The following is a 23,916-nucleotide window of genomic DNA, read 5'->3' on the forward strand; positions in this document are numbered from 1 at the left end:
TGATAGTGCCCTGAATCCAAGTTCAATCCAACGGATCACGCCGGCCGGGTTTGCCGGACGCCGATCCGGGAAGGGGCGGCCGCTCAGCCGAGCACGTCGGGCTCGTACGGGTTCCGTCCCCATTCGGAGTCGCCGAGCGGGAAGTCGTACGCGGGCCGCCCCACGTTCCCGCTCGTCCGGAACGGCTTTCCCTGGTCGTCGACCCGCACGGAACCCGACTCCGAGCCGCTGGACCAGTCGAGCTCCAGGAACCAGCTCACGTTGTGCGTCCGGGCGTCCGCGAAGATGTAGAAGACCTCGGGGTCGGACTCGCTCACCTTGTACGGGAAGTCGCGCTGTCCGGCCTTGGGCGAGGTATCGGGCCGCCCGGCGTCGAGGTTCACACCGAACGACGTGGTCTCCACATCGCCGCCGCATCCGACGCCCATCGCGAAGTCGTTCCAGGCGAGCGGCTTGCTCTTGTCCACCACCCGCACGTGCAGGTCCTCCAGGACGACGGTGCCCTTTCCGGTGCCCTGGACGGTCACCGCGAGCATCTGCTGCCCGGCGGCGACCCCGCCGAGCGCGTTGACCCACCCGCGCGCGTCGGGCTCACTCGGAGGCGGGGGCACCTGCTCGGCCCTGCGGTCGACAAGATAGTGCTGGCTGCACGGGCCCTCCCACTTGTACGGGTTGACGGCGACGGTGGGCGCGGTGACGCCGTCCGCGGCCGCGGGGCCACCACCCCGCGTCGCCCCGGCCCCGCCGGCCCGGGAGGCGGAGGACGAAACAGATGGCTTGGGGCTCGCGGACCGCGAGGCGGACGGTGAGGGCGACCCGCTCTTCTCATCGCCGGACCTGCCGGCCTCCGGCCGGCCGTCGACGGACTCGGCCGCCCCCACCGACTCCTTCCGGCCCTTGCCGTCGTCGTCCCCGCCCGGCACGAGATTCACCACGAGCGCCGCGGACACGACGGCGGCGGCCACGGCGGCACCGGCGAGGGCGACGGTACGCCGCCGCCGAGCGACCGGAACGTCAGAGGAGTCCGGCGGGGCCGGAGAGCCAAGAGGAGCCATGGAAGCGGCGGAAGCGCCGGCCGTGCTGCTGTCGACCTCGGCATCGACATCGACATCGGAGGCGACATCGGAGGCGGACACGGCCCGGCCCTCGAAGCCGGAGTCGGCACCAGAACCGGCCCCGGAGCCAGAACTCCCGGGGCCGGAGCCAGAACCCGCGGGGCTGAGGCCGGAGTTGGAACCCGCGGGACCGGAGCCGGGGTTAGAACTCCCGGAACCGGAGCCGGAGCCGGAATTGGAACTCACGGAACCGGAGCCGGAGTTAAAACTCGCGGGGCCGGAGTTAGAACTCGCGGGGCCGGAGTTGGAACTCGCGGGGCCGAAGTTAGAACTCGCGGGGCCGGAGTTGGAACTCCCGGAACCGGAGCTGGAACCGCTCCCGGCCTGTTTCTGCCTCCGCAGCGCATCCGCGAGAACCCACCGCCGGTGCAGCTCCACCAGCTCCTCGGGCGTGGCCCGGCAGATGCGCGCGAACCGCTCCACGGGCGCGTAGTCCGTCGGCACGGCATCCCCGTTGACGTACCGGTGCAGCGTGGACGCGCTCGTGTGGAGCCGCTTCCCGAGCACCCCGTAGCTGAGCCCGGACCGCTCCTTCAACTGCCCCAAGAGCTCCGTGAACTCGTCCCCCGCCACCGTTTCTCCCTCTTCTCGCGTCCCGGATCCCCGTTCCAGGGGTAGGTCGTTCCCCCAGGTCAGAGCCGTTGCAGCCATTCCAGCGTCCCGAAGAACCCAACAGGTGTGGCGGCCGGGACGGGGCGCCGCACAAGCTTGGGCCATCCAAGCACGCCGCTCCCGGCACCCGGTCGAGTGGTCCGTGCCACCACCCGTACCGCATCAGGGGGACCACTCATGTCCGCACGCACCGCCCGCACCGCACGCACCGCCGGCACCGCCCGCACTCGTATGCTCGCCGCCGCCACGTTCGCGGTCGCCGCACTGACGCTGACGGCGTGCAACAACGGAGAGGGCGTTCGCGACGAGGGCGCGTCGGCCGACACCGGCTCCTCGTCCGTGACCCCCTCACCCAAGGGCAGCGAGGGAAGCTCCAAGGGCGCGGGGCAGACCGACCCCGCGGGATCGACGTCAGGCGGCGACAAGGGCACGCAGGGCTCCACGGGCGGCGCAACGAACTCCTCGAATCCGCAGGGTTCTTCGGGCTCTTCGGGCTCTTCGGGCTCGACGGACTCGGACTCCTCCGCCCTCACTCCCTGCACCACCGTCCGTACGACCGCCACCGTGGTCTCCCGCCCCCTCAACCACCTCCTCCTCACCGTCACCAACACCGGCTCGAAGAACTGCGACCTGACCGGCTACCCGGCCGTCCGCTTCGGCGAGGCCCAGTCGGTACCGCCGGTCTTCGAGGACTCCAAGCCGCAGGCGGTCACCACGCTGGCTCCGGGCGAATCGGGCTACGCGGGCGTGCTCCTGTCGGCGGCGGACGGCAGCGGCTCCAACGGCTACACGGCCAAGTCGCTGACGTTCCACCTCAAGGGCTCGGAGCGGGTTCAGAAGCCGTCGCTCCCCGCGAAGGGCGTGTACGTGGACGACTCGATCCACGTCACGTACTGGCAGTCGACGATGGACAGCGCCCTCGCCTGGTGACCCCGAGCGCCGGCCCCACCCACCGGCGCCACGCACCCACATCACACGCCCATCTCACGCACCCACATCACACACCCGCCTCACTCACCAAGAGGTAAGCACCTGACCAACTAGTGGGTACTTGTGGCGAGTTGGGCCCCCGACCAGCATGGTCGTCATGGCACCCCACAACTCGTCACAGACTCCCGCCCCCGCCCCCGCCCCCGCCCTCGCCCCCGTCACCGTCCTCGGCCTGGGCCTCATGGGCACCGCGCTCGCGACCGCCCTCCTGAGGGCCGGCCACCCCACCACGGTCTGGAACCGCACCCGGTCCAGAACGGGCCCGCTCACCGCACAGGGGGCGACACCGGCCGACACCCCGGCCGAGGCCGTCTCCGCGAGCCCGCTGGTCGTCGTCTGCCTCACGACGTACGACGACGTGACCGGGCTCCTCCAGCCGCACACCACCGCGCTGGCGGGCCGCACCCTGGTGAACGTCACCAACGGAACACCCGCGCAGGCACGGAAGTTCGCGATCTGGGCGCAGGAGCACGGCATCCAGTACGTGGACGGCGGCATCATGGCCGTGCCCCAGATGATCGGGACCCCCGCCGCGTACGTCCTCTACAGCGGCGACCAGGAGGCGTACGCGTCGCACCGGCCGGCTCTCGCGGCCCTGGGCGGCACCCGCTGGACGGGCACGGACCCGGGCCTGGCGGCCCTCTACGACCTGTCCCTGCTGACGGGCATGTACGGCATGGTGATGGGCGTGGCCCAGTCCTTCGCCCTGATCCGCTCCCAGGGCATCGAGGCCCGGGAGTTCGCCCCGCTGCTCTCGGACTGGCTGAACGCCATGACGGCCGGCCTGGTCCCCGGCACGGCCGAGGCGGTCGACACCGGCCGCCACCTGACCGACGTCTCCAGCCTGGCCGTCAACCAGGCGGCGTTCCCGAACCTGCTGACCGCCTTCGCCGACCAGGGCGTTCGCCCCGAACTCTTCGCCCCGATGCGGGAGTTGCTCGACCGGGCGGTCGCCGAGGGCCACGCGGACGACGGCTTCTCCCGCCTGGTGGAGCTGCTGAGGGTCTGACGGCGCGGCCTCAGGGGCGGCCGGGACCGGTCGGGCGGCACAGGCCACGGGCCGTCGGCGGAACTGGCGTCAGCGAAGCTTCTGAGCGGCCTCGGTCGCCCAGTACGTGAGGATGTTGCGCGCCCCGGCCCGCCTGATCCCGGTCAGCGTCTCCATGATCGCCCTGTCGCGGTCGATCCACCCCTTCTCGGCGGCGGCCTCGACCATCGAGTACTCCCCGGAGATCTGGTAGGCGACGACGGGCACGTCCACGGAGTCCGCGACACGCGCCAGGACGTCGAGGTAGGGCCCGGCCGGCTTCACCATCACCATGTCGGCCCCCTCCTCCAGATCGAGGGCCAGCTCCCGCAGGGACTCCCGGACGTTCGCCGGATCCTGCTGATAGGTCTTGCGGTCCCCCTTCAGCGACGAGCCGACGGCCTCCCGGAAAGGCCCGTAGAAGGCGGACGAGTACTTGGCGGTGTACGCCAGCACCGCCACGTCCTCCCGCCCGATCTGGTCGAGGGCGTCACGGACGACGCCGATCTGGCCGTCCATCATCCCGCTGGGCCCCACGACGTGGGCGCCCGCGTCGGCCTGCACCTGGGCCATCTCGGCGTACCGCTCCAGGGTCGCGTCGTTGTCCACGCGCCCTTCCGCGTCCAGCACACCGCAGTGACCGTGATCGGTGGTCTCGTCGAGGCACAGGTCGGACATCACGAGCAGCTCGTCGCCGACCTCGGCCCGCACGTCGCGGATGGCGACCTGGAGAATCCCCTCGGGGTCGGTCCCGGGCGTACCGACCGCGTCCTTCTTCGACTCCTCCGGCACGCCGAAGAGCATGATCCCGGAGACCCCGGCCGCGACCGCCTCCGCGGCCGCCTTCTTCAGGCTGTCCCGGGTGTGCTGCACGACGCCCGGCATCGCCGCGACGGGCACCGGCTCGGCGACGCCCTCGCGCACGAAGGCGGGGAGGATGAAGTCGGCGGGGTGCAGCCGGGTCTCGGCGACCATGCGCCGCATCACGGGGGTGGTCCGCAGCCGCCGCGGCCGGGCGCCGGGGAAGGATCCGTACTTCGTCATGGCACCTACGCTACGCCCGCCCCAGGACCACCTTTGCCGACTCCTCGTCGGTGCCGACGGCTCCCGAATGCGCCCCGCGCACCCCGGGTCCATCCTGGTGGAACAAGGACCCCGACGGCCTCTCCCTTCGCGCAGAACCGCCGCCGTCCCTCCGTCGCGCAACCCGCACGCGCTCAAGGAGGACGCGATGACCGCCCCACATCCCACCCCCGACCTGTTCGCCCTCTCGGAGATCCGCGGTCCGGTCCTCAGACCCGGCGACGACGGCTACACGGACGAGGTGACCGGCTTCAACCTGTCCGCGACGCACACGCCCGACCTGGTCATCGGGGCGACCGGCACCGACGACATCGTCACCGCCCTGCGCTGGGCGAGCGCCACCGGCACCCCCGTGTCCGTCCAGGCCACGGGCCACGGCGCCAACTACCCCATCGACAACGGCCTGCTGATCAGCACCTCCCGGATGACCGACGTACGGGTCGACCCGGGCGAGCGCACCGCGACGGTCTCCGCCGGAGCGAAGTGGCGGCACGTCCTGGAGGCGGCCGCACCGCACGGCCTCGGCGCGCTCAACGGCTCGTCGACGGACGCCGGCGTGGTCGGCTACACCCTGGGCGGCGGCCTCCCGGTGCTCGGCCGCCCGTACGGGTACGCGTCCGACCTGGTCCGTTCCTTCCAGGTCGTCACGCCCGACGGCACGCTCCACGAGGTGGACGCCGACCACGAGCCCGAACTGTTCTGGGCACTGCGCGGCGGCAAGGGCAACGTGGGCATCGTGACCTCACTCGTGTGCGAGCTGCCCCCGGTGTCCCGCCTCCTGGGCGGCGCGCTCTACTGCGCGGGCGAGGACGCGGAGGCCCTGCTGACCGCGTACGCGAAGTGGACGTCGTCCCCGCTCCCGGAGGAGATGTGCTCGGCGTTCGGACTGCTGCGTCTGCCGCCGCTGCCGCAGATCCCCGAGCCGTTGCGCGGCCGCTTCTGGTCCCGCGTGGCGATCGCCTGGACCGGTGACCCGGCGGAGGGCGAACGCCTGCTCGAACCCATCCGCGCGGCGGCACCGGTGGTCGTCGACACGGTGGCGGAGATGGACTACACCGCCGTGGACCAGATCTACGCCGAACCGCAGGACCCGCTCCCCGCGAGGGAGTCGTGCACCCTGCAGCGCGAGCTGCCGCCCGAGGCCGTACGGACGCTCCTGGACGAGGCCGGCCCCGCGGCCACCGACTGCCCCCTGCTGGTCGTCCAGCTGCGGCACATGGGCGGCGCGCTGGCCCGCCCCGCGGCGGTCGAGGACGCGGTCTGCGCCCGGGACGCCCAGTACCTGCTGGAGACGGTAGCCGTCACACCCAGTCCGGCGGCCGCCGAGGCGGTGGAGCGGGCCACGGTGGCGGTACACACGGCGATGGCACCGTACGGAACGGGCCGGACCATGGTCAACATCCACGGCACACCCGGCGACGACACGGACAGGGCCCGCGCCTGGACCCCGGAGGTCTACAGCCGCCTGCAACACACCAAGGACACCTACGACCCGGCGAACCTCCTGCGCTTCGGCCACACGATCCCCCCGGCGGCCTGACAGCCCCCACAGCCACCGCGCCCGCCCGTCCGTGGCCACCAACGAACGCGCGCGGAGCCGCGCCGATATACGACCCGCGGCCGCGGACGCACGGGAGCGGGCCGTGCCGGTACGTCGCAGCCCGCCGCATAGCGCTCCTCCAGGCAACCCCAACGTTTCCGTCGTAGGGCAGTACACCCGGAAGGCGGCGGGCTCGACGTACCGGCACGGCCCCGACCCCCCACCGAAGCGGACGGAAAGCGCCACACCAGCGCCACGACTACGTGGTGGTACGCCGCCGACGAGACCCGGGCCGCCGCTCGCTGGGCCGGGTGACAGGATCCCCGGCCTCAAGAGCAGAAGCCCGACGCCGCAGCCCGAAGTCGGCCAGCGCCTCCGCCAACCGGTGCACGGACGGCTCCGGAGCCATGACGTCGACCCGCAGCCCGTGCTCCTCGGCGGTCTTGGCCGTGGCCGGACCGATACACGCGATCACGGTGACGTTGTGCGGCTTCCCGGCGATACCGACCAGGTTCCGCACAGTGCTGGACGACGTGAAGAGAACGGCGTCGAACCCGCCACCCTTGATCGCCTCGCGCGTCTCCGCGGGAGGCGGCGACGCCCGCACGGTCCGGTAGGCCGTGACGTCGTCGACCTCCCAGCCCAGCTCGATGAGCCCGGCGACCAGGGTCTCGGTCGCGATGTCGGCCCGAGGCAGGAACACCCGGTCGATCGGGTCGAAGACCGGATCGTAGGGCGGCCAGTCCTCCAGCAGCCCCGCGGCGGACTGCTCCCCGCTGGGCACCAGATCCGGCTTCACACCGAAGGCGACCAACGCCTTGGCGGTCTGCTCACCCACCGCGGCAACCTTGATCCCCGCGAAGGCGCGCGCATCGAGCCCGTACTCCTCGAACTTCTCCCGCACGGCCTTGACCGCGTTCACCGAGGTGAAGGCGATCCACTCGTACCGCCCGGTGACGAGCCCCTTGACCGCCCGCTCCATCTGCTGGGGCGTCCGCGGCGGCTCGACGGCGATCGTCGGCACCTCGTGCGGCACGGCCCCGTACGACCGCAGCTGGTCGGAGAGCGACGCCGCCTGCTCCTTCGTGCGCGGCACGAGCACCTTCCAGCCGAACAGCGGCTTGGACTCGAACCACGACAACTGGTCGCGCTGGGCGGCTGAGGAACGCTCACCGACCACGGCTATCACCGGCCGGCCGCCCTCGGGCGAGGGCAGCACCTTGGCCTGCTTCAGCGTCTGCGCGATGGTCCCGAGCGTCGCGGACCAGGTCCGCTGCCGGGTCGTCGTACCGGCGACGGTCACGGTCATCGGGGTGTCGGGCTTGCGGCCCGCGGCGACGAGCTCGCCCGCCGCCGCCCCCACGGAATCGAGGGTTGTCGAGACGACCACGGTCCCGTCGGACGCGCCGACCTCGGTCCAGCAGCGCCCGGAGGCCGTACGGGCGTCGACGAACCGCACGTCCGTGCCCTCGGCGTCCCGCAGCGGCACACCCGCGTAAGCGGGCACACCCACAGCGGCGGCAACACCGGGAACGACCTCGAAGGGCACGCCCGCAGCGGCGCAGGCAAGCATCTCTCCGGCCGCGTACGCATCGAGCCCGGGGTCACCCGAGACCGCACGGACGACCCGCCTGCCGCCCCTCGCGGCCTCCATGACAATATTGGCCGCGTCCTTCGACGCGGGGACGCCAGAGGTGGTTGACGTGCCGTCAACTACCTTCAGCTGAGGCGTGTCCGGGCTCGCGCCCGTATCGGTGTCGAGCACGGTGACGTTTCGTCTGGCGTGCGTGCGGACGACGTCGAGCACTTCGGGTTCGGCGACCAGGACATCCGCGTTCCCCAGCGCCTCCACGGCGCGCAGAGTCAGCAGTCCCGGATCACCGGGTCCGGCACCGAGGAAGGTGACGTGCCCGTGTTCGAGGCCGGCGGGAAGGGTGGTGGGGCTCAATGTACTCGCTCCCCCATCAGACCGGCCGCGCCCTTGGCAAGCATCTCGGCGGCGAGTTCACGGCCGAGCGCCATTGCTTGGTCATGTGTCTCGGGCACGGGACCGGTGGTGGACAACTGCACCAGCGTCGAGCCGTCGGTCGTGCCGACGACGCCGCGCAGGCGCATTTCCTTGACAATCTGCCCGTCGGCCAGAAGGTCGGCGAAGGCACCCACAGGTGCGCTGCAGCCGGCCTCCAGGGCGGCGAGCAGGGACCGCTCGGCGGTCACGGCGGCCCGGGTGAGCGGGTCGTCGAGCTCGGCGAGCGCAGCGACGAGGTCCGCGTTGTCCGCGGCACACTCGATCGCGAGGGCCCCCTGTCCGGGGGCGGGCAAAACTGTGTCGACCGACAGGAAGTCGGTCACTTCGTCGGTCCGTCCGATGCGGTGCAGTCCGGCGGCGGCCAGGACGACGCCGTCGAGCTCACCGGCGCGCACGAACCCGATCCGGGTGTCGATGTTCCCGCGGATCGGCACGGTCTCGATCGTCAGCCCGTGGTCACGCGCGTACGCGTTCAGCTGGGCCATGCGACGCGGCGAGCCGGTGCCGATCCTCGCCCCGTTCGGCAGCTCGGCGAACTTCAGGCCGTCGCGTGCGATCAGCACGTCGCGCGGGTCCTCGCGGACCGGTACCGCGGCCAGTGCCAGCTCGTCGGGCTGCCCGGTCGGCAGGTCCTTGAGGGAGTGCACGGCGAAGTCGATCTCACCGCGCAGCAGTGCCTCGCGCAGGGCGGTCACGAAGACGCCCGTGCCGCCGATCTGTGCGAGGTGCTCGCGGGACGTGTCTCCGTAGGTCGTGATCTCCACGAGCTCGACGGGCCGTCCGGTCACCTGGCTCACGGCGTCCGCCACCTGCCCGGACTGGGCCATGGCGAGTTTGCTCCGCCTGGTCCCGAGCCTCAGTGCCTGCTCAGTCATGCTCGCCCTCGGTTCTCGGCGCTCTCGAAGTTGTCGCTGTCGAAGGTGTGTGCTCCGAAGGCAGTGCCATCGAAGGTGCTGTCGGTGCGGCCGACGCGACCGCCGTCGACGCGCCCGTTACCGGACCGGCCGTTGTCGACACGCCCGTCCCCGGAGTCACGGCCGTCGGCCCAGTCATCAGCCCGGTCGTCGGCCCGGGAGACAGCGTCAACCGTCTCCTGGTCCAGGTCGAACAGGGTCCGCAGCGCGTCCGCGTACCCGGCACCGCCGGGCTCGGCGGCCAGTTGCTTGACCCGTACGGTCGGCGCGTGCAGCAGCTTGTCCACGACGCGTCGCACGGTCTGGGTGATCTCGCCGCGCTGCTTGTCGTCGAGGCCGGGCAGCCGTCCGTCGAGCCGGGCGATCTCGCCCGCGACGACGTCGGCGGCCATCGTCCGCAGCGCCACGACGGTCGGCGTGATGTGCGCGGCCCGCAGAGCGGCGCCGAAGGCGGCGACCTCGTCGGCGACGATCCGCCGCACCTGGTCGACGTCGGCGGCCATGGCGCCCGCGGACGGCGTCCGTTGATCGGGCACGGTGGCGGACGCGTCGGCGAGGGACTCGATGTCCACCAGCCGTACCCCGGGCAGCCGGTGCGCGGCCGCGTCGATGTCACGGGGCATGGCGAGGTCGAGCAGCGAGAGAACGGGCGCGGGCCGGGGCGCTTCGGCGACGGGCTCGGGCCGGCGCCGCTCGGGCACGCGCCCGACGGTGGCCGCGGCGGCGGCGAGGGCGGCGATGGCCTCGGCCTCGGCGGCCGGGTCGAGCACGACGGTGAGGCCGGTCTGTCCCTCGGACGCCGTGGCGGACGCGCCCTTGTCCACCCAGGCGGCGTGCTGCTCCAGCTCGGCGGCGGCCATCCCCGCCACGGCGGCCTCGCCGAGCACGGAGAACCCGGCGGTCGCCTGCACGGCGGAGAGGTCGAGGGGGCAGTTGTCCTCGGTGCCGACGCTGGTGGGCGGCAGGTCGTCCCGTACGGCGGGGGTCGCGGTCGTCCGGGCGGAGCCGCCCGTCGCGCGGAGGCCGCCACCGGAACCGCCACCGGCACCGGCCGGCGACGGGACCGTACGACCCTCCAGCGCCGCGGCGACGCTCTCGGCCGTGAGGACGAGTCCCGTCGCGCCGGTGCACGACACGACGACGTCGGCACGTGTCAGTTCGCCCGCCACCGCGTCCATCGGCACCGCCCGGGCCAGCACGTCCGTGCCGTCCTGCCCGTCGGGCCGCTGTCCGTACTGCTCCCCGAGGAGCTCGGCGAGCCGCTCGGCCCGGTCGAACGTCCGGTTGGCGACGACCACTTCGGCCACTCCGGCGCGCGCGAGCGTGGCCGCGGCCAGCGAGGACATCGAGCCCGCGCCGATCACGAGGGCCCGCTTGCCCCTGGCCCAGGCGTCGACCGATGCTCCGGCGGCGAACTGCTCCAGGCCGAAGGTCACCAGGGACTGCCCGGCCCGGTCGATGCCGGTCTCGGAGTGCGCGCGCTTGCCGACCCGCAGCGCCTGCTGGAAGAGGTCGTTCAGCAGGCGTCCGGCCGAGTGCACCTCCTGCGAGGTGGCGAGGGCGTCCTTGATCTGGCCGAGGATCTGCCCTTCGCCGATCACCATCGAGTCCAGGCCGCAGGCCACGGAGAAGAGGTGGTGGACGGCCCGGTCCTCGTAGTGCACGTAGAGATAGGGGGTGAGCTCCTCCAGCCCGACCCCGCTGTGCCGCGCGAGCAGCGTGGAGAGCTCGGCGACACCGGCGTGGAACTTGTCCACGTCGGCGTAGAGCTCGATCCGGTTGCAGGTGGCGAGTACCGCGGCCTCGGCGGCCGGCTCGGCGGCGACGGTGTCCTGGAGCAGCTTGACCTGGGCGTCCGCGGGCAGCGCGGCCCGCTCGAGGACGCTGACCGGAGCGCTGCGGTGACTCAGCCCGACGACGAGGAGACTCATGCCGGCATCACGGCGGGGACATCCCCGTCGGGCCCTTTCCCGGCCTCCTTGGCCGCCGCGGCCTCGGCCTTGAGTGCGGCGTCGGCCTGGGCCTCGGCCTCCTCGCCGGCCTTGCGCTGCTCGTGGAAGGCGAGGATCTGCAGCTCGATGGAGAGGTCGACCTTGCGTACGTCGACGCCGTCCGGCACGGTCAGCACGGTCGGCGCGAAGTTCAGGATGGAGGTCACGCCGGCGGCGACGAGCCGCTCGCAGACCTGCTGTGCGGCCCCGGCGGGGGTCGCGATGACACCGATCGACACACCGTTGTCGTCGATGATCTTTTCCAGCTCGTCGGTGTGCTGCACGGGGATGCCGGCGACGGGCTTGCCCGCCATCTCGGGATCGGCGTCGATCAGCGCCGCGACACGGAATCCGCGCGAGGCGAACCCGCCGTAGTTGGCCAGGGCCGCGCCGAGGTTACCGATACCGACGATCACTACCGGCCAGTCCTGGGTGAGGCCCAGCTCGCGGGAGATCTGGTAGACGAGGTATTCGACGTCGTAGCCCACACCGCGCGTGCCGTACGACCCGAGGTACGAGAAGTCCTTGCGCAGCTTGGCGGAGTTGACCCCCGCCGCGGCCGCGAGTTCCTCGGAGGAGACCGTGGGTACCGAGCGCTCCGACAGAGCGGTGAGGGCTCGGAGGTACAGCGGAAGCCTGGCGACGGTGGCCTCGGGAATCCCTCGGCTGCGGGTCGCCGTTCGGTGAGTTCGGCCAGTTGCCACGGTGCTCCTGCGGGTAGCGCGGGGCTGCAGGCGGTCACACGTTCCTGGACCGCCCCGTCGAATGCAGGCTATGTCTTTGTGAACGCGTGCACAAAGATGGTGTCCGATTTGCCCGGCCAACGTGACCGGGGTCACGCACCCCCGGCGCACCCGTACGGAACCGGCGCTCGCACACCTTCGTTCCTCACTTGTTGGGGGCAAAGCCGCACACTCTCCTCTACGATCCCCGCCCCCGAGTCCGAATCGCCCTCGATCCTAAGTGACTTTCGGGACCCGTTGGACTGCTCGGTCAGGCCACGGTCCGATTACTCCTGCCGCCCGGCGGCGGTGGCTACGAGGTGAGCGCCCGTCGCAGCCGCTCCCCGTCCACTTTCCAGAACGTGTGCTGTGCCCCGTCCACCAGCACCACCGGGATCTGCTCCCAGTACTCACGGTGCAGGTCCGCGTCCTGGGTGATGTCCTTCGTCTCCCAGGGGACTCCGAGGTCACCGCAGACCTTCTCGACGACGGCCTGTGCGTCTTCGCACAGGTGGCAGTCGGGCTTGCCGATCAGGGTGACCAGCCGCTGCTGCGGCGCCTTCTTCTCCGCGCGGCGCTCCGCACGCCGAAAGATGGGACTCATGACCCCATTCTCCCGCGCCCCACCGACAACGTTCCTCCGTCGGGGGCGCGGGGAACCGCGCACCCGGCCCCCACCGCTCCCACCGGCCCGCAGCCGACGCACAGCCCCCGGCGAAGCACCCGTCGAAGCACCCAGCGAAGCACCCAGCGAAGCACCAAAGAGCGGCCCCCAAGGGACGAGCTCTTTAACAACACAGCCGCAGAGAGTTCACCGCATCCAAACCTCCCGACTCCAGGACCACCGAACAAACTGGCTATGCTCACGCCATGGCCGCTCTCGGATGGCTCACCCCCCGTAGACGCTCCGCGACCGCGCGCAGCGTGCTGGCAGGCGAGGCCTCGGCTGAGGCAGCGCGCAAGACCTCCCAGGAGCTGGAGGAGCTCGCGCACGAAGCCGCGCCCGAAGGCGTCGAGCCGGCGTTCCCCGTCTTCGGCGACGACCAGGCCGCCGCGTTCTTCGACCTGGACAACACCGTGATGCAGGGTGCGGCGATCTTCCACTTCGGCCGGGGCCTCTACAAGCGGAAGTTCTTCGAGTCCCGGGACCTCTACCGGTTCGCCTGGCAGCAGGCCTGGTTCCGGCTGGCCGGCATCGAGGACCCCGAGCACATGCAGGACGCGCGCGACTCCGCGCTGTCCATCGTCAAGGGCCACCGCGTCGCCGAGCTGATGTCGATCGGCGAGGAGATCTACGACGAGTACATGGCCGAACGCATCTGGCCCGGCACCCGCGCCCTGGCCCAGGCGCACCTGGACGCGGGCCAGAAGGTGTGGCTCGTCACGGCAGCCCCGGTCGAGATCGCCACGGTGATCGCCCGCCGGCTCGGCCTGACCGGCGCGCTCGGCACGGTCGCGGAATCGGTGGACGGCGTCTACACGGGCAAGCTCGTCGGTGAACCGCTGCACGGCCCCGCCAAGGCGGAGGCGGTACGCGCACTCGCGGCGGCGGAGGGCCTGGACCTCGGCCGCTGCGCCGCGTACAGCGACTCCCACAACGACATCCCGATGCTCTCGCTGGTCGGGCACCCCTACGCGATCAACCCGGACACCAAGCTCCGCAAGCACGCCCGCACCCTGGACTGGCGGCTGCGCGACTACCGCACGGGCCGCAAGGCGGCGAAGGTCGGTATCCCCGCGGCGGCCGGGGTCGGCGCGGTCGCGGGCGGCACGGCCGCCGCCATCGCCCTGCATCGCCGTCGCCGCTAGCGCTCCTCGGTACGCCCCCTCGTCCTCGGCTGCGGCTCCGCCGCGGCTGGTCGCGCCGTTCCCCGCACCCGCGCCGTTCCCCACACCCCTGACGCCCTTGACGCCCTTGACGCCCCTGACGGGGCGCACGGGTAACGGGCAATCCGGCTCTTCTACCCGCACACCGCCCCCGCCAGTCCCGTTGACGGCACCCGGCCACAACACGCCCCGGACTCAGACGGAACGCGAACCAATTCGATCAACAACCGGTCACTGTCCGGCACTTGATCAGCCGTCATTCGGTTACAGAAGCGACGTAATCGATGATTTGAGCAACTGGGTGTAGCACTGCCTGTACGAAGCGTTATTCTCCTCAGACGCATAACGGGCCCCGCTCTTCGCTACGACGGGTGAACGGTCCGGTACTGCACGTGATGGAAGCTCTGCCTCTGGGAGTCCCGTGTACCCACACGTCGGGGTTGACGCCTCGGGCCTGGCTACGCTGCGCGCAACGGTCCTCGACCGTTTGCGCGGCTTCGTCCCCACCGCGTACGCCGTCCCCGCCCTCGCTGTCTCCGCCGCGCCCGTCGGCCCGTGCTACGCACTGGCCGAAAGCAGCGCTGCGGTCGGCAGACGAGGACGTTCGAGCGCGCCAGCCACCCCCGCACGCCGCCCGGCCGCAGACAGTGACAGCGCCCGGATGATGGATCTCGTGGAGCGCGCACAGGCCGGTGAGGCCGAGGCCTTCGGCCGGCTCTACGACCAGTACAGCGACACCGTGTACCGCTACATCTACTACCGCGTCGGCGGGAAGGCGACCGCGGAAGACCTGACGAGCGAGACGTTCCTGCGCGCCCTGCGCCGCATCGGCACGTTCACCTGGCAGGGCCGTGACTTCGGCGCCTGGCTGGTCACCATCGCCCGCAACCTCGTCGCGGACCACTTCAAGTCGAGCCGCTTCCGGCTCGAAGTGACCACCGGCGAGATGCTCGACGCCAACGAGGTCGAGCGCTCCCCCGAGGACTCCGTCCTGGAGTCCCTCTCGAACGCGGCACTGCTGGACGCCGTACGCCGCCTCAATCCCCAGCAGCAGGAGTGCGTGACCCTTCGGTTCCTCCAGGGTCTCTCGGTCGCCGAGACCGCCCGGGTCATGGGCAAGAACGAGGGCGCGATCAAGACCCTCCAGTACCGGGCGGTGCGCACCCTGGCCCGGCTCCTTCCGGAAGACGCCCGCTGAGACCCCGTACCCGGCCTCGACGCCACCCGGTCGGCCCGCCGGACCGGCCCCCGGTACGACCCCGTACGCATCAGTACGCTCAGCGACGCCCAACTGACCCTCCGTGAAAGTCCGTTGACTTCGCGGTCCGATCATCCGTCGTCCGTAACCCAAGTGCCGAGCCGCTCGTTGTGCGGGATACAGGCTCCCTGTGGTCACACCCTGGCCACTACCGATCACTCGATCGTGTAGTTCCGGGCAGGGAGTGCAACCCTCAGGACCCCCTGGGGAGTCGACCGTCATGACGAGAGGAGGTGCCGCCAGTGATCGCGAACGTATCGGCGCACCGGCGGACGAACGCCTTCGCCCAGGCCCTGGAGGAGCAGTCCGACAGGGGCACGGCGGCCGAGCAGTCCGAAGGACCTGCTCCGGCCGCCGCGGACCGGTCCGAGCAGAGCCGGATGCTGTCCCTGGCGACCGGCCTCGGCGAGCTGCCCAAACCGAAGCTGGATCCCGAGGTCAAGGTCGTCCAGCGGGCCCAGCTGGTGGCCGCGATGGAGGCCATGCTGCTGGAGGGCACGGCCGCGGGAGGCGAGGCGACGGGCCCTTCGGTGCCCGAGCAACGGTCCCATCGGGGCAAAGGCACGCATCGGGCGACCGGGCTGGGGAAACTGCGACCCCGTTCCCGGCTGTCGAAGGGGCTCGCCGCGGGCGGGCTCACCGTGGGTGTGGCCGCCGGAGCCTTCAGCGGTGTTGCCGCTGCCAGTTCCGACGCCCTTCCCGGTGACTCGCTCTACGGGCTCAAGCGCGGCATGGAGGACCTGAAGCTGGGCATGGCCGACGGGAACAGCGACCGCGGCCGGCTCTACCTCGACCAGGCCTCCACCCGGCTGAGCGAGGCGCGCCGCCTGATGGAGCGCGGCCGCTCGGGCCCTCTGGACCACGAGTCCCTGGGCGAGATCCGCCGCGCACTGTCCGGCATGCGGCACGACGCCTCCGAGGGCCACCGCCTGCTGCACGAGGCCTACGAGCGGAATCCGGACTCCCTGGGCCCCATCCAGGCGCTGTCGGCCTTCTCGCAGTCGCACCGCGACGCCTGGGGCGCCCTGCGCGACCGGCTGCCCGTCCAGCTCGGCGACGTGAGTCGCGAGGTCAGCTCGGTCTTCGACGCCATAGACGAAGAGGTCGCGCCGCTGCGCTCGCTGCTCCCGCAGCCGCCCGCGCCGGAGGGCACCGGCCGGCACCGCGGCGCGAGCTCGGACGCCACCGGCCCCTCCGGTTCGGACCGCGCTGCCACACCCAGCGCCACCGGCGGCGGCTCCACCGACGGCACCGGGTCCAGCAGCGGCAAGCCCAAGCCGTCCACGTCCAAGACACAGGACGACGGTCTGCTCGGCGGCAACACGGGCGGCCTCCTCGACCCGCCCGAGGACGACACCGGCGCCACCCCGTCCGGCAAGGACACCCCGCCGGCCGAGCCGGACGTGACCCTGCCGCCCCTGCTTCCGGGGCTGCTCCCGGGCCTGGGCATCGACAGCGAGGACGCGGACTAGCCTCCGTGCATACGTGTGTGGGGCGCCCCCTTTCCGAAGGGGGCGCCCCACACACGTATGCACGCCGTCGATCAGCACCTGCTGTCGAGCGGCGGAACGTCCGTCAGAAGAACACCGAACGGCGCTGCACCAGCAGCTTGTAGAGCGTGTGCTGGATCTGTTCCCTCACCTGGTCCGTCAGGTTGAACATCAGCATCGGGTCCTCGGCCGCCTCCGGCGGATAGCCGTCCGTGCGAATCGGCTCGCCGAACTGGATCGTCCACTTGGTCGGGAGCGGGACCGCCCCCAGCGGACCGAGCCACGGGAACGTCGGCGTGATCGGGAAGTACGGGAAACCGAGCAGCCGCGCGAGGGTCTTCGCGTTGCCGATCATCGGGTAGATCTCCTCGGCGCCCACGATCGAGCACGGGATGATCGGGGTGCCCTGGCGCAGCGCGGTGGAAACGAACCCGCCCCGGCCGAAGCGCTGCAGCTTGTAGCGCTCGCTGAACGGCTTGCCGATGCCCTTGAAACCCTCCGGCATGACGCCGACCAGTTCGCCGCGCTGCAGGAGACGTTCCGCGTCCTCCGCGCACGCGAGGGTGTGACCGGCCTTGCGGGCCAGTTCGTTGACCACCGGCAGCATGAAGACCAGGTCGGCCGCGAGCAGCCGCAGATGCCGGCTGTCGGGGTGGTTGTCGTGCACCGCGACCTGCATCATCAGGCCGTCCAGCGGCAGCGTCCCCGAGTGGTTGGCGACGATCAGCGCCCCGCCCTCCGACGGGATGTTCTCGATCCCCTTGACCTCCACGCGGAAGTACTTCTCGTAGAGGGGGCGCACCAGGGACATCAGGACCTGCTCGGTGAGCTCCTGGTCGTAACCGAAGTCGTCGACCTCGTAGTCGCCCGTCAGACGCCTCCGCAGGAACGACAGGCCCCCGGCGATGCGCCGGTCCCAGCCGTCGTTGTGCGGCTCCCCCACAGCACCCGGTTCCTCACGCGTCACAGGATCATCATCCTGCTGAATCGTTCGTGCGGGCAGGGGCTGGACCTCCTGAACCGCCGCGGGCTCGCCCCTTCGCCTGCTACCCGCACTCCGGCGCCGCGGCGACCGCTGTGCGGCACTCCCGCGGGACCGGTCGTCGTCGAACGGAATGACCTTGGCGTCCGCCATCGTTGATGCGCTCCTCAGTTGGCGCTCTGCGTCGGGGGGTGGCCACCGCCGAGTACGGGCAGTGCGGCGATCCGGTCGACGGCTCCCGTAATGGCCTCGGGGGGCAGCAGTCCGGGGCCCCGGCTGCGGGCGAAGTCCGCGAACGTCTCCGCCGTCGTGAACTTCGGCCGGTAACCGAGCGTCTCGCGCATCTGGTTCGTCGCCACGACCCGGCCGTGGGTGAGCAGCCTCAACTGCTCGGGCGAGAAGTCCGTGATGCCCAGCGTACGCAGCGCCGAGCCCACCCAGGTGATCGCGGGCATCAACAGCGAGACGGTGGGCCGGCCCAGCCTGCGCGCGCACTGCGAGAGCAGCAGGACGCCGTCGCCGGCGATGTTGAACGTGCCGCTGTTGAGCGTGCCCCGCTCCGGCTCGTGCGAGGCGATCCGCAGTACGTCGATCACGTCGTCCTCGTGCACGAACTGCAGCCGCGGGTCGTAGCCGATGACGGTCGGCAGCACGGGCAGCGAGAAGTACGCGGCGAGCGGGGTGTCCGCGCTCGGCCCGAGGATGTTGGCGAACCGCAGTACGCACACGGCGACGTCGGGCCTGCGCCGCGCGAAACCGCGTACGTATCCCTCAACCTCCACCGTGTCCTTCGCGAAGCCGCCGCTGGGCAGCGACTTGGGCGGGGTCGTCTCGGTGAAGACGGCCGGGTCGCGGGGCGCGGAGCCGTAGACGTTCGTACTGGACTTCACGACCAGCCGCTTGACCGTCGGCGACTTCTGGCAGGCGCCGAGCAGCTGCATCGTGCCGATGACGTTGGTCTCCTTGACCGAGGTCCGGCTTCCGCTGCCCAGCGGGGTGCCCGTCACGTCCATGTGCACCACGGTGTCCACGGAGTGCTCGGCCAGCAGCCTGGCGATCGTGGGCTGCCTTATGTCGGCCCGTACGAAATCCGCTCCGCCCAGGTGGTGTTCCGGCGTGACCGCGTCCACGGCCACCACCCGGTCCACCTCGGGGTCACGCTGGATCCGTCGGACGAACCGGCCCCCCAACTGACGGGCCACTCCGGTCACGAGCACGACCTTGCCCAAGATCAGCGCCTTCCTTCCAGCCGTCGACGACATCCCGCTCGTACTCTGCCGTGTTCCCCGTGACGGTCACGTTAGCGGTTCGGTGTTGCGCTGTGATGACCGCCCGATGCATGAAGTGACGGCACCCCCGGACATACGATCAGACCAAGCCATTCGGCGCTCCGACGCAGGTCCGGGCCTACGCACAGCGTTCGCCCCACCGCACACCGTGGGCGGGGACGACTGTGGCCCCCCACCGATCGGTGGGGGGCCACAGAGCGCACTGTCGCGGCGTCGCCCACTGCCCGCCTGCGCGAGGTGGGCGACCGCCGCTTGTCGCGACTACTTCTTGTTGCGACGCTGAACGCGAGTGCGCTTGAGCAGCTTGCGGTGCTTCTTCTTCGCCATCCGCTTGCGCCGCTTCTTGATAACAGAGCCCACGACTACCCTCGCTCACTTCTCTTTACTCGTTGCTGGGCTGCATGGGCCCACACGACTTATGAGGGGCCAGCCTACCCGCCTGAGCGCCGAGGTCGTAATCGAGGAGTTCCGGGTGGGATCCCCGGGACGCGATCGTGCGTTCCCGGGACCCCTCCGGACCGCCGTCAGGCTGTCTCCACCCCCACGTAGGACTCGCGAAGGTACTCGTGAACCGCTTGCTCCGGGACGCGGAACGACCTCCCCACCCGGATCGCGGGCAGATGACCGCTGTGCACCAAGCGGTACACGGTCATCTTCGACACTCGCATCACCGAGGCGACTTCCGCCACGGTAAGGAACTGAACCTCGTTCAGAGGCCTCTCGCCAGCAGCCATGACACACCTGAACCTTCCGCACTCGACGGTCACCGGCTTCCCCTTCCGGTGACACTTCGTCGTTGCGTGCTCACTCCCCAGAGTAGGGGCGGGTGATGCGAGTGGGGAAGAGGAGCCCCCATCGGCGGCCTACTGTGACAGACACGCTCGATTGAGTACATAGCGAGTAAGCGGTCGGTAGTAATCAGACCGCACAGCGTCATCAAGTGGAACGACGACGGACACCCGCCCCTCAGCCTCTCCGACGAACAGCGCGGGATCGTCGGTGTCACCCAGACCGATGGCCTCGAACCCCAGTTGACCTGCTCCGCAGACCCATCCGTGGTCTCCCACCACGAGTTCGGGAAGCGGCCCGCCGGCATCGGCCGCGGCGGCCAGAGCCGTCCGAACCGGGAGGGGGGAGTGCGTGTGTGCGCCGGTCTCACGCCCGGCGCCCCGCGCCCCGGGTTCCCGCACGAGCGCGACTCCCCGTACGTAGTCAAGGTTGTACGTGCGTAGGCCGAACCGGGTCGTTATGTCGACACGGTCACCATACGCAGGGGTGAGGACAGCACATCCCGCCGCCGACAGAGCGTCCGCGAGAGCGGCGTAGAAACCGAGCAGCCGATGCGGATGTCCGGTGCCGAGCAGCACCGGGCAGCGCCTGCGTGCCGCTTCCGCGAGCCGCCCCGCGAAGGCGTCGAGCGCCACGAGAGTCCGCTCAGGATCGATCACATCCGGCCCGGACGTATGCCGGGGATCATCCGATACCCCGCATTTGTCCGCCATCAACGCGATCAGATCGGACTGTTTCCAGGCCCATTCGGGATCGAGCCCGATCGTCACTCGTGGGTCCCGCGCCGCGAACAGCCGGTAACTCCTGAGACTCACTTCGCGCGAAGTGGCCACGGTCCCGGCCAGCCTCGCCGCCAGCAGGTGCGCCCGCAACGCTCCGGTACTCAACACGTCCTGATGCTGACGCATATGCCGGGTCCCCGCCCCCGAAACAGGGGGAACACCGCACAGTTGGCGTAATGCCTTCCCTGGGGCCCTCCAGCTGGGGCAGCCCGGCCGCCACCCCGCCGCGACCAGGGACGCACACCCGCCGGAAGTCCTAGGCCAACAGCCCCCGCAGGGGAAACACCGCCTTGCGCGCGGCCAGTACCGCCTGGTCCAGCCGGTCCGCGGGGTCGTACCCCGCCTCCCACCGCGCCCACTCCACGGGCCAGCGCCCGTCGGTCATCCGCGCGGGCGCCAACTGCCGCGTACGGGCGAACACTTCCTGCCGCCAGCTCTCGGGGATGACGGACTCGGGCGCCACCTCCCGTCCTGCCGCGATCGCCACCAGATGCGTCCAGGACCGCGGTACGACATCCACGACGGCGTACCCGCCTCCGCCGAGGGCGATCCACCGCCCGTCGGCGTGCTCGTGCGCCAGCTCGTGACAGGCGACCTGCACGGCCCGCTGGGCGTCGAGCGACACGGCGAGATGAGCGAGCGGGTCCTCGAAGTGCGTGTCGGCCCCGTGCTGGGTGACGAGTACCTGCGGCCGGAAGTCGGCGATCAGCTCCGGCACGACGGAGTGGAAGGCCCGCAGCCACCCCGCGTCCCCGGTCCCGGCCGGCAGCGCCACGTTCACGGCGGAGCCCTCCGCGGCCGCGGCCCCGGTCTCCTCGGGCCACCCCGTCTGCGGGAACAGGGTCCGCGGGTGCTCGTGCAGCGACACCGTCAGTACCCGAGGGTCGTCCCAGAAGGCGGCCTGCACCCCGTCGCCGTGGTGCACGTCCACATCCACGTACGCGACCCGCTCGGCGCCGAGTTCCAGGAGCCGGGCGATGGCCAGCGAGGCGTCGTTGTAGATGCAGAACCCGGAGGCGCCCCCGGGCATCGCGTGGTGGAGCCCGCCCGCAAAGTTCACCGCGTGCAGCGCCTCGCCCCGCCACACGGCCTCGGCGGCGCCCACCGACTGGCCGGCGATGAGAGCGGACGCCTCGTGCATACCGGCGAACGCGGGATCGTCCACGGTCCCCAGCCCGTACGCCCCGTCCGCCGCCCGGGGATCCGCGGAGGCGGCCTTGACCGCCTCGACGTAGTCCTCCCGGTGCACCAGCCGCAGCGTGGAGTCCCCGGCGGCCTTGGCCGCGACGACGTCCATCTCCCGGTCGAGCCCGAAGGCGTCGACCAGGCTCCGGGTCAGCGCCAGCCGGACCGGATCCATCGGATGGTCCGGGCCGAAGTCATAGCCCGTTACTGCCTCGTCCCACATCAGCTGTGCGCGGCCGCTCATGCCCGTCACCGTATCCGGAAGGTCCGGAACCGAACGAACGGGCGTACACCAACGTCACCAGGACCAACGCCATCGGCACGAGCATCGCCCCCCGATAGCTCCACGCGTCGCCCAGAGCACCCACCAGGGGCGAACCCACCAGGAAGCCCACATAGTTGAAGATGTTCAGTCGCGCGACGGCCGCGTCCGCCGCCCCGGGGAACAGCCTCCCCGCCGCCGCGAAGGTCTGCGGCACGATCACGCACAGACCGAATCCCACGAGCGTGAAGCCGAGCATCCCGACCCAGGCTCCCGGCGCGGCCGCCACCACCGCGAAGCCCACGGCGGCGACCAGCGCCCCCACCCGCACGACCGTCACGGCCCCGAACCGCCGCACCCCGAGGTCCCCGACCGCCCGCCCGAGCAGCGTGGTGACCATGTAGACGTTGTACGGAAGCGTCGCCATCTGCTCCGAACTGCCGAGCACGTCCTGCAGGTACTTGGCACTCCAGTTGGAGACGGTCGAATCGCCGATGTACGCGACGGCCATCACCAGACACAACGGCAGGAGCATCCTGGATCCCAGCCCCGCACCGCCGCCCTTGCCGGCGTCCTCGTCCGGCGCCGGGGCCTCCGGGCTCTCCTCGGGGCCACCCCTGTCGACGTACCACCGGCTCGCCACGAGCGCGGCGGGCAACAGCACCAGCACGACGGGCAGGTACGACACGAACAACGCCAGATCCCAGTGCGCCCCCACCCAGGCGAGCGAGGCCCCGATGATCCCGCCCAGGCTGTACGCGGCATGGAACCCGAGCATGATGCTGCGCCCGTAGGTGTGCTGGAGGCTCACCCCGAGCATGTTCATGGACGCGTCGAGCGCTCCGACGGCCAGCCCGAAGGCGGCGAGGGACAGCCCGATCGCCCACAGGCCGTCACCGGCACCGACCCCGAGCAGCGCGAGCAGCACGACGGGCTGCGACCATCGCAGTACGTGACTCGGCGGCACCCGCTTCACCAGGTGCTCGGTACAGACGCTCCCGACCCCGGCGAGGATCGGCACGGCAGCGAGGAAGGCGGGCAGCAGCCCGTCGGATATCCCGTACCGGTCCTGGATCGCGGGGATACGCGTCACGAGCAGCGCGAAGGCGACGCCCTGGGCGAAGAAGCTGAACGCCAACGAGGCCCGGCCACGCCGCAGCACATCTGTCATGGCGGCACAGCGTAGGGCTCCGGCTTACTCGTGGGTAGATGGTTCAGAAGATGAATTTTGCTCAGCTTCGAGATCTCAAGATCGACTGGCCCTCTTCGGGGCGTCCCGTCAGCTCTGAAGCAGCCCCATCAGCTCGCTCATCTGCCCGAAGAGGCGGTCGGCCCCGGCCAGCCGCTCGGCCGGTGTCATGGCCGTGAAGCCGTACACGTCCATCCCCGCCGCAACGGCGGCCCGGACCCCGAGCGGGCTGTCCTCGATGACGAGGCACTTCTCCGGGGACGCCCCCATCCGCCCTGCCGCGTGCAGGAACAGGTCGGGTGCGGGCTTCCCCCGCCCCACATCCTGCGAGCTGAAGATCCGTCCGTCGTCGAACCACCGATCCAGCCCGGTCTTCCGGTGCCCCACCCGGATGCGCTCATGGCTCCCGGACGACGCCACACAGTACGGAACCCCGTCCGCGGCGAGCTTCTCCAGGACCTCCATGGCTCCCGTGACCGGCTCCAACTCCCGCTCGAAGGCGGCGAACACCCGCCCGTGGAAGACGTCGTCGAAGTCGGCGGGCAGCCGTTCCCCGGTCCGTTCCTCGACCATGTCGTGTACGCGATGCATGGCGGCACCCATGTAGTCGCGCAGGGACTCCTCGTACGAGGTGGGATGCCCGAGCTCGGTGAGATACGCGGCGAGAAGTGTGTTGGAGATCGGCTCGCTGTCCACGAGAACGCCGTCGTTGTCGAAGATCACCAGTTCATATCGCATAACTCCGACCCTAAACGCAAAATAGCCCCCGCACCGGAGTGCGGGGGCTATCAGCAATATAAGTTCGGCGGCGTCCTACTCTCCCACAGGGTCCCCCCTGCA

At 70.9% G+C, this 23,916-nt stretch carries 21 protein-coding genes; 6 read left to right on the forward strand and 15 right to left on the reverse strand.

Features of this window, described 5'->3' with window-relative positions:
* Nucleotides 1–83 precede the first annotated feature (83 nt).
* Nucleotides 84–1,688: a helix-turn-helix transcriptional regulator gene (locus tag KUF83_RS18050; protein ID WP_308403040.1), complete on the reverse strand. Its 1,605-nt coding sequence runs from the start codon at nt 1,686–1,688 to the stop codon at nt 84–86.
* Between the two features lie 216 nt (nt 1,689–1,904).
* Between KUF83_RS18050 and KUF83_RS18055 the strand changes: the two genes are divergently transcribed.
* Both KUF83_RS18055 and KUF83_RS18060 read left to right on the forward strand, forming a co-directional pair.
* On the forward strand, nt 1,905–2,657 hold the full coding sequence (locus KUF83_RS18055; RefSeq protein WP_217455733.1) for a DUF4232 domain-containing protein: 753 nt from the start codon (nt 1,905–1,907) through the stop codon (nt 2,655–2,657).
* A 157-nt stretch (nt 2,658–2,814) separates the two neighbouring features.
* Complete coding sequence (locus KUF83_RS18060; RefSeq protein WP_217455734.1) at nt 2,815–3,726, forward strand: NAD(P)-dependent oxidoreductase; 912 nt, start codon at nt 2,815–2,817, stop codon at nt 3,724–3,726.
* Nucleotides 3,727–3,795: 69 nt separating this feature from the next.
* Here KUF83_RS18060 and hemB read toward each other — a convergent pair whose 3' ends face one another.
* A complete protein-coding gene (gene hemB, locus KUF83_RS18065) occupies nt 3,796–4,788 on the reverse strand; it encodes a porphobilinogen synthase (RefSeq protein WP_217455735.1) in 993 nt (330 codons plus the stop codon).
* Between the two features lie 187 nt (nt 4,789–4,975).
* Between hemB and KUF83_RS18070 the strand changes: the two genes are divergently transcribed.
* A complete protein-coding gene (locus KUF83_RS18070; RefSeq protein ID WP_217455736.1) occupies nt 4,976–6,367 on the forward strand; it encodes an FAD-binding oxidoreductase in 1,392 nt (463 codons plus the stop codon).
* A gap of 259 nt (nt 6,368–6,626) precedes the next feature.
* Here the strand turns inward: KUF83_RS18070 and KUF83_RS18075 are convergent, their stop codons facing one another.
* The 5 genes from KUF83_RS18075 to KUF83_RS18095 all read right to left on the reverse strand — a co-directional run bounded on the left by KUF83_RS18075 (nt 6,627) and on the right by KUF83_RS18095 (nt 12,627).
* Nucleotides 6,627–8,315 carry a bifunctional uroporphyrinogen-III C-methyltransferase/uroporphyrinogen-III synthase gene (locus tag KUF83_RS18075; RefSeq protein ID WP_217455737.1) on the reverse strand — a complete coding sequence of 563 codons (1,689 nt, stop codon included), beginning with the start codon at nt 8,313–8,315 and terminating at the stop codon, nt 6,627–6,629.
* Entirely contained in the window at nt 8,312–9,271 is a 960-nt protein-coding gene (hemC, locus tag KUF83_RS18080; RefSeq protein ID WP_217455738.1) for a hydroxymethylbilane synthase, read from the reverse strand. Before hemC ends, KUF83_RS18075 begins: the two co-directional genes overlap by 4 nt.
* Entirely contained in the window at nt 9,268–11,241 is a 1,974-nt protein-coding gene (locus KUF83_RS18085) for a glutamyl-tRNA reductase (RefSeq protein ID WP_254644006.1), read from the reverse strand. Before KUF83_RS18085 ends, hemC begins: the two co-directional genes overlap by 4 nt.
* A complete protein-coding gene (locus KUF83_RS18090) occupies nt 11,238–12,005 on the reverse strand; it encodes a redox-sensing transcriptional repressor Rex (protein ID WP_217455739.1) in 768 nt (255 codons plus the stop codon). The genes KUF83_RS18085 and KUF83_RS18090 overlap by 4 nt, the downstream gene beginning before the upstream one ends.
* 331 nt (nt 12,006–12,336) lie before the next feature.
* Complete coding sequence (locus KUF83_RS18095; RefSeq protein WP_217455740.1) at nt 12,337–12,627, reverse strand: glutaredoxin family protein; 291 nt, start codon at nt 12,625–12,627, stop codon at nt 12,337–12,339.
* Nucleotides 12,628–12,893: 266 nt separating this feature from the next.
* Here KUF83_RS18095 and KUF83_RS18100 point away from each other — a divergent pair, with 266 nt between their 5' ends.
* From KUF83_RS18100 to KUF83_RS18110, 3 genes are all read left to right on the forward strand, one after another.
* Complete coding sequence (locus tag KUF83_RS18100) at nt 12,894–13,832, forward strand: HAD family phosphatase (protein WP_217455741.1); 939 nt, start codon at nt 12,894–12,896, stop codon at nt 13,830–13,832.
* 439 nt (nt 13,833–14,271) lie between these two features.
* Entirely contained in the window at nt 14,272–15,048 is a 777-nt protein-coding gene (locus KUF83_RS18105; protein ID WP_217455742.1) for an ECF subfamily RNA polymerase sigma factor, BldN family, read from the forward strand.
* Nucleotides 15,049–15,350: 302 nt separating this feature from the next.
* Nucleotides 15,351–16,580: a DUF5667 domain-containing protein gene (locus KUF83_RS18110; RefSeq protein WP_217455743.1), complete on the forward strand. Its 1,230-nt coding sequence runs from the start codon at nt 15,351–15,353 to the stop codon at nt 16,578–16,580.
* Between the two features lie 103 nt (nt 16,581–16,683).
* Here KUF83_RS18110 and KUF83_RS18115 read toward each other — a convergent pair whose 3' ends face one another.
* The 8 genes from KUF83_RS18115 to KUF83_RS18150 form a co-directional block, all read right to left on the reverse strand.
* Entirely contained in the window at nt 16,684–17,733 is a 1,050-nt protein-coding gene (locus KUF83_RS18115; RefSeq protein WP_217455744.1) for a lysophospholipid acyltransferase family protein, read from the reverse strand.
* A 14-nt stretch (nt 17,734–17,747) separates the two neighbouring features.
* Nucleotides 17,748–18,809 (reverse strand): NAD-dependent epimerase/dehydratase family protein, encoded by a 1,062-nt coding sequence (locus KUF83_RS18120; protein WP_217455745.1) that lies wholly within the window; start codon nt 18,807–18,809, stop codon nt 17,748–17,750.
* 321 nt (nt 18,810–19,130) lie between these two features.
* Nucleotides 19,131–19,229 (reverse strand): 30S ribosomal protein bS22, encoded by a 99-nt coding sequence (locus tag KUF83_RS18125; protein WP_003948845.1) that lies wholly within the window; start codon nt 19,227–19,229, stop codon nt 19,131–19,133.
* Nucleotides 19,230–19,393: 164 nt separating this feature from the next.
* Nucleotides 19,394–19,603: a helix-turn-helix domain-containing protein gene (locus KUF83_RS18130; protein WP_093781815.1), complete on the reverse strand. Its 210-nt coding sequence runs from the start codon at nt 19,601–19,603 to the stop codon at nt 19,394–19,396.
* A gap of 129 nt (nt 19,604–19,732) precedes the next feature.
* Complete coding sequence (locus KUF83_RS18135; protein ID WP_217455761.1) at nt 19,733–20,548, reverse strand: phosphatase; 816 nt, start codon at nt 20,546–20,548, stop codon at nt 19,733–19,735.
* Between the two features lie 148 nt (nt 20,549–20,696).
* Entirely contained in the window at nt 20,697–21,869 is a 1,173-nt protein-coding gene (locus tag KUF83_RS18140) for an acetoin utilization protein AcuC (RefSeq protein ID WP_217455746.1), read from the reverse strand.
* Nucleotides 21,820–23,058 carry an MFS transporter gene (locus tag KUF83_RS18145; protein ID WP_217455747.1) on the reverse strand — a complete coding sequence of 413 codons (1,239 nt, stop codon included), beginning with the start codon at nt 23,056–23,058 and terminating at the stop codon, nt 21,820–21,822. Before KUF83_RS18145 ends, KUF83_RS18140 begins: the two co-directional genes overlap by 50 nt.
* Nucleotides 23,059–23,166: 108 nt before the next feature.
* Nucleotides 23,167–23,814 carry an HAD family phosphatase gene (locus tag KUF83_RS18150; protein WP_217455748.1) on the reverse strand — a complete coding sequence of 216 codons (648 nt, stop codon included), beginning with the start codon at nt 23,812–23,814 and terminating at the stop codon, nt 23,167–23,169.
* Between the last annotated feature and the right edge of the window lie 102 nt (nt 23,815–23,916).

It is taken from the genome of Streptomyces sp. BV286, assembly GCF_019090165.1.
Lineage (GTDB): Bacteria > Actinomycetota > Actinomycetes > Streptomycetales > Streptomycetaceae > Streptomyces.